The organism is Photobacterium lipolyticum (assembly GCF_003026475.1).
GTDB lineage: Bacteria > Pseudomonadota > Gammaproteobacteria > Enterobacterales > Vibrionaceae > Photobacterium > Photobacterium lipolyticum.
The window spans coordinates 1-9,263 of record NZ_PYMC01000031.1; the positions used below are offsets into that span (position 1 = coordinate 1).

Sequence of the window (9,263 nt, forward strand, 5' to 3'; positions counted from 1 at the left end):
TCTACCAGCTGAGCTAGTGTCGCATACTTGACTTAACAAGTAAGTTGGTTGCGGGAGCTGGATTTGAACCAACGACCTTCGGGTTATGAGCCCGACGAGCTACCAAACTGCTCCATCCCGCGTCCGAAATTATCAAAAGGAAACAAACTCGTTATTGCCTTTCGAGGCTGCGCATTATACGAGGAAAAATGACGGATGCAACAGTTCTAAAAAAAAATCCGTACTTTTTCCTCCAAATGCTTATTTTACCGTCAAATAGTAAAAATATGCTCACGATAGTAGCGTAACTCCGCAATCGAATCACGGATATCATCCAGCGCTAGGTGGCTACCTTTCTTGGTAAAGCCTGCAAGCAATTCAGGCTGCCAGCGACGGGTTAACTCTTTAATCGTGCTGACATCAAGATAACGGTAGTGGAAATACCGTTCCAGCTCCGGCATATATTTGTAAAGAAAACGACGATCCTGACCAATACTGTTACCACAAATAGGTGATGCACCTTTCGGTACCCATTTTTCCAGGAAAGCGATGGTCTGGCGTACCGCTTCCTCTTCATCAATGGTACTTTGACGAATACGTTCAACCAGACCACTATTGGTATGTGTATTCGTACACCAGTCATCCATTTTAGCTAATTCAGCTTCTGGCTGATGGATCGCCAAAACCGGACCTTCAGCTAAAATGTTCAATTGGGCATCGGTCACGATAGTTGCAATTTCAATGATTTGATGGGTTTCTGGATCTAAACCAGTCATTTCCAAATCAACCCAAATAAGATTCTGATCGCTGATTGTCATTTGATATTGCCTATTTTATGACTAAACCATGTATCATACTTGGCTTATACCGAAAGCCAACTAAACTGACGATATTCTTGTGGCAAAAAAGAAAAAGCTGACTAAAGGCCAGAGCCGTCGCGTACGCTCTAACCAAAATAAACGACTAAATCGCGAAAAAGCGGACGTCCAATGGGATGAAACGCTACTGGAATCAGCCCGTGAAGGCTTGGTTATTACCCGCTTTGGTCAACATGCTGATGTTGAAGACCCTGAAACAGGAGTGATACATCGTTGCAACCTGCGCCGAAGTATTCAGAGCTTAGTCTCTGGCGACCGTGTCGTCTGGCGTCCAGGAGTTGAAGCGCTACATGGCATTTCTGGTGTTGTCGAAGCCGTTCACGAACGTGAATCAATGCTAACAAGACCTGACTACTATGATGGTATAAAAGCGGTTGCAGCCAATGTAAACCGGATCATTATTGTCTCGGCCATATTACCGGAACTGTCGCTTAACATTATTGACCGCTACCTTATCGCGGCAGAGACCGTCGGTATTGAGCCTCTAATTGTATTAAATAAGATTGATTTGTTAGAGGCGGATGTTCGCAAAAAAGTAGAGAAAACACTTTCTCTTTACCAGAAAATTGGTTACGAACTGCGTTTCGTCAGCTCTGAAACTGGTGAAGGTATGGAAGCACTGAAAGATGATCTTAAAGATCACGTCAATATCTTTGCCGGCCAATCCGGTGTTGGTAAATCCAGTATGATTAATACCCTGATGCCTGAGGTCGGAGCGGATATCGGCGATGTCTCCGAGGGTTCTGGTTTAGGCCAGCACACCACCACGGCTGCAAGGCTCTATCACTTCCCTGGTGGTGGTGATCTTATAGATTCGCCCGGAGTCCGTGAATTTGGCCTTTGGCATTTAGAGCCGGAACAAGTCACTGAAGCCTTTGTTGAATTTCGTGAATACTTAGGCGGCTGTAAATTCCGCGACTGTAAACATGGCGATGATCCCGGCTGTCTGATCCGAGAGGCGGTCGAAGCTGGAAAGATAAGCCGTGAACGTTACGACAGCTACCATAAGATTATTGAAAGCATGTCGGAAAACGTGGCAAACCGCCAGTTTTCACGCAATAAACCGAACTAGACTCGTCGGGCAATTTTCCTCCCCAAAAAGCGGAGATTGCCCGTCGTTTCAAGTCAGCACCCTCCCTCCATTATCTACATACCCAGACCTAATTAACTGACTTTCATGCACGTTTTAGGTATTATTCTCAGTTGAAGTTATTCCAAGATGTTAAAGAGAATAGCTAGGTTGTTGATTAATTGACATTTTCTGGAAGACATATCGTGCTAGATAACATCAAAATTGGCCTGCAGTATTGCACCCCGAAACATGCCCTAACCCGCTTAGCTGGTAAACTGGCTTCATTAGAAGCGGGCAAACTTACCACCGCAGTTATTCGTTGGTTCATCGGCCAGTACAACGTCGATATGTCGGAAGCACGCAATCCGGATCCTGCCGCGTACTCGACCTTTAACAATTTCTTTGTTCGTGAACTCAAAGAGGGTGCTCGTCCGATTAATGCTGACGACAATATCTTCTGCTACCCTGCTGACGCCTGTGTCAGTCAACTCGGCCCGATTAAAGAAGGACGTCTGTTTCAAGCCAAAGGTCACTACTTTGATGCTTGCGAACTGCTGGGCGGCGACAAAACACTGGCTGAAGAATTCATGGGGGGAGATTTCGCAACCCTGTATTTATCGCCGCGCGATTATCACCGCGTTCACATGCCATGCGATGGCACGCTACGCCAGATGATCTACATTCCTGGCGATCTGTTCTCGGTCAATCCGCTGACCGCGCAAAATGTACCGAATCTGTTTGCCCGTAATGAGCGAGTAGTGTGTATTTTTGATACCGTTCACGGCCCGGTAGCTCAGGTACTGGTTGGGGCTACCATTGTTGGCAGTATCGAAACGGTATGGGCTGGCACCGTCACTCCGCCGACAGGCCCGGATGTTCGTCGCTGGGACTACCCGGCTTCAGGCGCTCAGTCCGTTGTATTGAAGAAAGGCCAGGAAATGGGGCGCTTCAAACTGGGCTCAACCGTGATTAACCTGTTCCCGAAAGAGATGCTTCACTTTGTCGAAGAAATGAAACCAGAGCAACCAACCCGGATGGGTCAGCCATACGCCGAGCTCAATGGAAACCAAGACAAAGCGTAACCAGTTAACATTTCTGGAATAAAGGGGCGACTACCGCCCCTTTTTTGATCCCAAAAATTGACCATGTCGAGGATTTTACATTCGTTCAAATAGTATGCTGATTTGCAATTATTAAACAATAAGCAAGCCGACATCACTATGAAAAGAATATCTATATCGCAGCTCATTCGGCTATTCATGGCCTTCGGGATCCCGCTCGGTATTTTGATGCTACCGATCAATGCCATTCCCATAGAAGGCCTGACGCTGATCCAACACCGCCTTCTGGCCATTTTTGCTCTCGCCGCACTCCTTTGGGTACTAGAACCCGTTCCCGTATTCGCAACCTCCATCCTTATCATTGCCCTCGAACTGATCATGATTTCTGATAAAGGGCTGCACCTGTTCCGCACCCCGCCAACAGGTCATGAGATGGGTGATATGATGAAATACACCGATATCTTCGGTGCATTTTCTTCACCGATTATTATTCTATTCATGGGCGGTTTTGCGTTAGCCATTGCTGCATCAAAATATGAGCTTGATAACAACCTGGCCCGGGTATTACTTAAACCTTTCGGCACTCAGCCAAAATTTATTATGCTGGGCTTAATGATGATCACCGCCATATTCTCAATGTTTATGTCAAACACCGCCACCACAGTGATGATGCTGGCCCTGTTAGCACCTATTGTTGCCTCGGTTCCGAAAGGGGATATCGGGATTAAAGCTCTGGTACTATGTGTTCCAATCGCCGCAAATACAGGGGGTATCGCAACACCTATCGGTACTCCACCCAATGCGATCGCCCTGCAGTACCTGACCGGAGAACATAGCATCAGCTTCCTTGGCTGGATGATGATGGGTCTGCCATTTGTCATTGTGCAGCTGGCTTTTGCCTGGTGGTTGCTGCAGAAACTGTTCCCCTCTTCCCAGCAACAAATGGAGCTTAAGCTCGAAGGTACTTTCCAGAAAAGCTGGCAGGCGATCGTGGTATATATCACCTTTGCCCTTACTATTCTGATGTGGATGACGACCTCGTTGCACGGCATGAATACCTATGTGGTTTCCATCATTCCATTGGCGGTTTTCACTCTGACTGGGATCATGGGCAAAGAAGAGCTAAAGTTGATCAACTGGGATGTGTTGTGGCTGGTCGCTGGCGGTATCGCCATCGGCCTTGGTTTGGACAAAACCGGCCTGGCAGCAGCATTGGCTCATGCCATTGATTACGATGCCCTTTCACCGATTGCCGTCGTACTTACCCTGTCGCTGATTTGCTGGATAATGGCGAATTTCATGTCTAACACTGCGACCGCCAACTTGCTGATGCCGATTGCGGCAGCAGTAGCAGCTTCAATGGAAAGCCTGGCTTCGATCGGCGGCTTGCAGGGCGTATTGGTTGTTGTCGCGTTTTCAGCCTCCCTCGGCATGATATTGCCTGTATCAACCCCGCCAAATTCATTGGCTTACTCTACCGGCTTAATTGAGAGTAAAGACATGGCGAAAACCGGTATTATTATTGGCCTGGTAGGCCTGGCAATTGTCTATACTGCCGCTCTTGTACTGACCTGAATGGCTAAATAATGAATGGAGTTTGGATTGTATGCTGATCATCGCTCACCGCGGGGCAAGAACACTTGCCCCGGAGAATACCCTTGCCGCCATGCAGGCTGCGATTAACAGCGGAGCAAAAGCCATTGAATTCGATATTCACAGCCATGGTGATGAATGCCTGGTGATCCATGATCGCTGGCTTGATCGCACCACCAATGGCAAAGGTTTGCTACAGGCATATAGCCTGGAAGAGATAAAACAACTTGATGCGGGCAACGGTGAATCCGTGCCAACCTTATGGCAGCTATTGACGCTGGTAAACGGTCAGTGCGCGCTTAACATTGAGCTAAAATGCGTCACCCACCTTCCCCCTTTACTGAAGCAACTCGACCTGGCCTGCAATATACTGAACTTTAGCGCCGATCAGTTTTTGATTTCGTCCTTTAATCATCACTTACTCAAGCAACTTAAGACACTCGCCCCCAAGCTGAAGCTTGGCGCATTAACGGCTTCTCGCCCAGTGGATGAGTGTGCATTTGCCGAAAATCTGGGTGCCTGGTCTGTCAATCTGGATATCGATACGGTATGTCAGGAGTTAGTAACGGATGCACATCAACGCGGTTTGAAATGTTATGTTTACACCGTCAACCAACCTGATGACTGGCAGTGGTTAGCTCGGATGGGTGTCGATGGTATATTCTGCGATATCCCTGAAGCCGCCGTTGCCTCTTTTCCACAAACCGCTGTCCGGCCTGTCTGGGAGTAGGTAATCATCAATCCGCGGAAAATTGTCCTATTACTTTTTTATCTCTTCCGGCTGGGATAAAGCTCACAGTTACTTTTATTTAAGTACACCCATCGCTGCATTTATGAACTTTATCACTAATGATTATGCCCTTAAGGCCGATACTACACGTGATGCATTTAAGCGTTCAAAATAACCACTCAGACTTCATACCTTACTTCCTTGAAGTCATCAGTTGCTACCAAATATAAGAGTCTTCGATGAGATATACGATCAAATTTAAAATCCAGATTGCCATCGCCGCGATTATCGCTTCGGTTAGCGCAGTTCAGGCCTGGATTTCCATTAGCCAGCTGAAACAGGAAACCGCCTCAGAAGTCACCAGCCAAATGACTGATATCGGTCAGGCCACCAGCCGCTATATTACCGACTGGCTAAGCACTCGAAGCGATATGATGCTGGCCAACGAATCCCTTATTGCCGCTCAGGACAACGTTGACCGTGAACTGCTGCTAACCAAACGAGCTGGCCATTTCCTATCCGTCTATGCCGGTTTCACGGATGGTACCATCGCCTATGGTGATAAATCAGAAGACTGGCCTGCCGATTATGATCCGCGTACCCGTCCCTGGTATAAGGATGCTATGAACACAAGCCAACTGACGCTAACGGAACCCTATCAGGATTTTGATGGCAGTATTGTGGTAAGTTTTGCCAAAGCCTTTCAGGGCAAACACTCCGGAGTGCTGGCCGCAGATCTGACCGTCAGCCATATCATCGATCAAGTGCTGAACCTGAAACTGGATCATGATGGCTTCGCCTTTTTAATCGATGGTAACAACCGCATTGTTGCCTATCGGGATGAGACCTTAAGCCAGCAGCCATTAACTCAGTTAGACAGCGAATTAACCCCGGACTTGATCCGTCAGCTGCAAAACCGGCAGACAATCGAGACGTTCTCGTTAGACAGTGAGAACAAAGACAAACTCATTTTTGTTGCACCAATTGCAGGCACCAACTGGACTCTGGGTCTTATCGAAGATAAATCTCTGGCATTTGCCTCAATCTCAGAACAGATCACCTTCGTTGTGATGGCCTCCATTGGTCTTTATATCATCATTTCAATCATTGCGACCCTGATCATTAACAGCCTGTTACGTCCGCTGAATAACCTGAATCAGTCGGTCAACCAGCTTGCTCAGGGCAGTGGCGATCTGACCCAGCGGATTGAAATTGAACGTATGGACGAAATCGGCGAACTGGCCGATAACATGAACCGCTTCTTAGCGCAGCTGCAAGGGATGATAAAAGGCGTTGTTGCTCACTCGCACACATTGGGTGAACACGCTGACATATCTTCCAAGCAAACAGCTCTGGCATCGCAGAAAGTCGCCGACCAGCAGAACGATGTTAACCAGATTGCCACTGCCATTCATGAAATGTCGGCAACATCAGGAGAAGTGGCCAGCCATGCCGAAATGACAGCTGCCGCTGCACAGGCTTCAACCAATGCCTGTGATGAAGGTCAGCGGGTGATCGGACAAAACCGAGATGCCATTACCTCGCTAGCGAATCAGGTACAGGAAGCGGCAACCGTCATCCATGAGCTGGAAAATAACGCCCAGGGCATCAACCAGATCCTCTCGACTATTCAGGGCATTGCAGAGCAAACTAACTTGCTGGCACTGAATGCTGCCATTGAAGCCGCGCGTGCCGGTGAACAAGGACGCGGTTTTGCGGTTGTTGCCGATGAAGTGCGAGTGCTGAGTAAGCGCACTCATGACTCGACGGAAGAAATCCGCAGCATGATCGAGACCTTGCAGCGGAATACCCATCAGGCCGTTGATAGCATGCAGGCGAGTACTGAACTGGCCGATCAGAGTGTCGGTTACGCGGAATCGGCAAACAGCAGCCTGATTAAAATCACAGAAGCCATTACAGAAATTTCTGACATGGCAACCCATATTGCCAGTGCTGCCGAAGAACAACGCGCAGTGAGTGAAGACATCAGCCGAAATACTCAGGCTATTAAAGATGTCTCTGACCATTTAGCGGACCAAACGGCAGATGTTAGCCAAAGTGCCCGCGAAATGAGTGATTCAGCAAAAGCGATGCGACAAGATATTTCTCGCTTTAAGGTATAAAGCAGCCATGCCCGTATAGTCTACGAGTAAGCCGATTGTTCAAAACGCTGATGAACACCATTATGGTGATTCACAGCGTTTTTTTCTGCTTGCTCCCCTCAGGATCATCACCTTAAAAATCAGGCAATGTCGATCGGGAAAGCAGTAACTTGATCAATATGATCCAACTTCAGCGCCAGCATGATCAAACGATCAACCCCCAACGCAACACCCGCACAATCAGGGAAACCGGCTCGCAGTGCTTCCACCAGATGTAAATCAATCGGTTGTGACTTCAATCCCATTTCCAGACGCTTCTTATTGTCCTGCTCAAATCGAGCAAGCTGCTCATCACCATCGGCTAATTCATGGAAACCGTTCGCCAGTTCAATGCCTTTAAAGTACACCTCAAAGCGTTCCGCCACTCGGCTATCCGCCGGGTTGATCTGAGCCAATGCGGCTTGTGATGCAGGAAAATCATATACGAACGCCGGAACCTGCTGGCCAATTTTCACTTCAATACCGACACTAAACAGTAGTTGCAACAAGGTATCGCGATCCTGCTCCGGCTCCGCTATATCAGCCAAACCTAACCTAGCTGCAGCCACTTTAAGCTCATCCATGCTACATTCCAGCGGACACACACCCAGCACCTGCAAAAATGCCTGCTGGTAGCTCATCCGCTCAGCCTGCGGGCAACCCAGCACTTGCTGCAGTAACTCATCCATTTCGTCCATCAGCTCATGATGGTCAAAGTCAGGACGATACCATTCCAGCATGGTAAATTCTGGGTTGTGATAACGACCCGACTCTTCATTACGAAATGACTTACAAATCTGATAGATAGGGCCACTACCCGCAGACAGCAAACGCTTCATATGAAATTCAGGGCTGGTCATCATGTAGAGTGTCTGCCCGCCGGCATAACCCGGGCCGACAAACTCAGTCTGAAAAGCATGCAAATGGACATCCGTTACTGTCGCCTGGCTCATGGCTGGTGTATCGACTTCCAACACATCTTTGCGGGAAAAGAAATCACGGATAGAAGAAAGAATAGCAGCACGTTGTTTAAGCTGCTCCATTGAGGCCGTTGGTTGCCAAGGTAAAGACATAATACCACTTCTTAGTTTCAGGCTGATCATCTGGTGACAGTTTACCAAAGCCCGCCAGCTGTTCACATAGCAGCCACTCACCTTCCGTTAAACCGAAAATATTGAACAATGCCCTTTTATAAAGAAATATGAACAACCAATGACTCTTACGTTAAGTCCCTCAATCAAAGTAAACACAAAAAAAGAACATAACAACCGCAAGAATGTAACTATCACCCCGTAAATTCAACATTACATTTAAGCGCCACCCCCTATTATGATTCAATCTTTTTTAACATTAATGACTTATACACAAAAAAAGAAACACAGCAATAACGGGCCAGAAACAACCACCACATAATGAGCCGGTTAATTAACAAGCGATACACATTACAAATTGTGACAATAATCACAAAACCTGCAATCCCCTGACAGTTTAGGGCTACATCACTTCGAAAGATGCGTCTAAATCAAATTTTCTATCGGTTTTGTTGCATAGAATAAAACTAGGATTTCAAGGATAGGTGTGTATATGCATGCCTGTTAAATTTTTCGTCTTACCTCCGGAGGATAGCTGTGAAGACAATTACCACAGATATCGCTGTAATCGGCGCAGGTGGCGCAGGACTACGTGCTGCCATCGCTGCTGCTGAAGCAAACCCAGACTTAGAAATTGCACTGATTTCTAAAGTTTACCCAATGCGCTCTCATACCGTAGCTGCAGAGGGTGGCTCCGCTGCCGTCATCAAGGATGAGG

General features: G+C 47.5%; 9 protein-coding genes and 1 tRNA gene. 6 read left to right on the forward strand and 4 right to left on the reverse strand.

The genetic code is table 11. The annotated features are described in order from the left end of the window. Positions 1-45: 45 nt before the first annotated feature. A tRNA-Met gene (locus tag C9I89_RS21930) sits at positions 46-122 on the reverse strand. A 129-nt stretch (positions 123-251) separates the two neighbouring features. Then, positions 252-797: an oligoribonuclease gene (gene orn / locus C9I89_RS21935; RefSeq protein ID WP_107285455.1), complete on the reverse strand. Its 546-nt coding sequence runs from the start codon at positions 795-797 to the stop codon at positions 252-254. 79 nt (positions 798-876) lie between these two features. Here orn and rsgA point away from each other — a divergent pair, with 79 nt between their 5' ends. From rsgA to C9I89_RS21960, 5 genes are all read left to right on the forward strand, one after another. Beyond that, positions 877-1,929, forward strand: coding sequence for a small ribosomal subunit biogenesis GTPase RsgA (gene rsgA / locus C9I89_RS21940; RefSeq protein WP_107285456.1), 1,053 nt, complete (start codon positions 877-879; stop codon positions 1,927-1,929). A gap of 203 nt (positions 1,930-2,132) precedes the next feature. Beyond that, positions 2,133-3,011, forward strand: a complete 879-nt coding sequence (asd, locus tag C9I89_RS21945; RefSeq protein ID WP_107285457.1) for an archaetidylserine decarboxylase — start codon at positions 2,133-2,135, stop codon at positions 3,009-3,011. A gap of 138 nt (positions 3,012-3,149) precedes the next feature. Next, entirely contained in the window at positions 3,150-4,565 is a 1,416-nt protein-coding gene (locus C9I89_RS21950) for an SLC13 family permease (RefSeq protein ID WP_107285458.1), read from the forward strand. A gap of 31 nt (positions 4,566-4,596) precedes the next feature. After that, positions 4,597-5,313, forward strand: coding sequence for a glycerophosphodiester phosphodiesterase (locus C9I89_RS21955; RefSeq protein WP_107285459.1), 717 nt, complete (start codon positions 4,597-4,599; stop codon positions 5,311-5,313). A 239-nt stretch (positions 5,314-5,552) separates the two neighbouring features. Beyond that, positions 5,553-7,436: a methyl-accepting chemotaxis protein gene (locus tag C9I89_RS21960; RefSeq protein ID WP_107285460.1), complete on the forward strand. Its 1,884-nt coding sequence runs from the start codon at positions 5,553-5,555 to the stop codon at positions 7,434-7,436. Between the two features lie 119 nt (positions 7,437-7,555). On the opposite strand, the gene epmA is transcribed toward C9I89_RS21960, so the two are convergent. Together epmA and C9I89_RS22625 are read right to left on the reverse strand one after the other, a co-directional pair. Continuing rightward, the gene (gene epmA, locus C9I89_RS21965) at positions 7,556-8,527 is read right to left on the reverse strand and encodes an elongation factor P--(R)-beta-lysine ligase (protein ID WP_107285461.1); all 972 of its coding nucleotides are present in this window, start codon (positions 8,525-8,527) and stop codon (positions 7,556-7,558) included. After that, complete coding sequence (locus C9I89_RS22625; RefSeq protein ID WP_170107761.1) at positions 8,484-8,663, reverse strand: hypothetical protein; 180 nt, start codon at positions 8,661-8,663, stop codon at positions 8,484-8,486. The genes epmA and C9I89_RS22625 overlap by 44 nt, the downstream gene beginning before the upstream one ends. A 419-nt stretch (positions 8,664-9,082) precedes the next feature. Between C9I89_RS22625 and C9I89_RS21970 the strand changes: the two genes are divergently transcribed. Continuing rightward, the coding region (locus C9I89_RS21970) for an FAD-binding protein (RefSeq protein WP_170107762.1) at positions 9,083-9,263 on the forward strand (181 nt) is incomplete at its 3' end.

Coding starts and splice junctions, on each gene's coding strand:
- orn (WP_107285455.1), bottom strand. CDS start 797: ATGACAATCAGCGATCAGAATCTTATTTGGGTTGATTTGGAAATGACT.
- C9I89_RS21950 (WP_107285458.1), top strand. CDS start 3,150: ATGAAAAGAATATCTATATCGCAGCTCATTCGGCTATTCATGGCCTTC.
- C9I89_RS21955 (WP_107285459.1), top strand. CDS start 4,597: ATGCTGATCATCGCTCACCGCGGGGCAAGAACACTTGCCCCGGAGAAT.
- C9I89_RS21960 (WP_107285460.1), top strand. CDS start 5,553: ATGAGATATACGATCAAATTTAAAATCCAGATTGCCATCGCCGCGATT.
- epmA (WP_107285461.1), bottom strand. CDS start 8,527: ATGTCTTTACCTTGGCAACCAACGGCCTCAATGGAGCAGCTTAAACAA.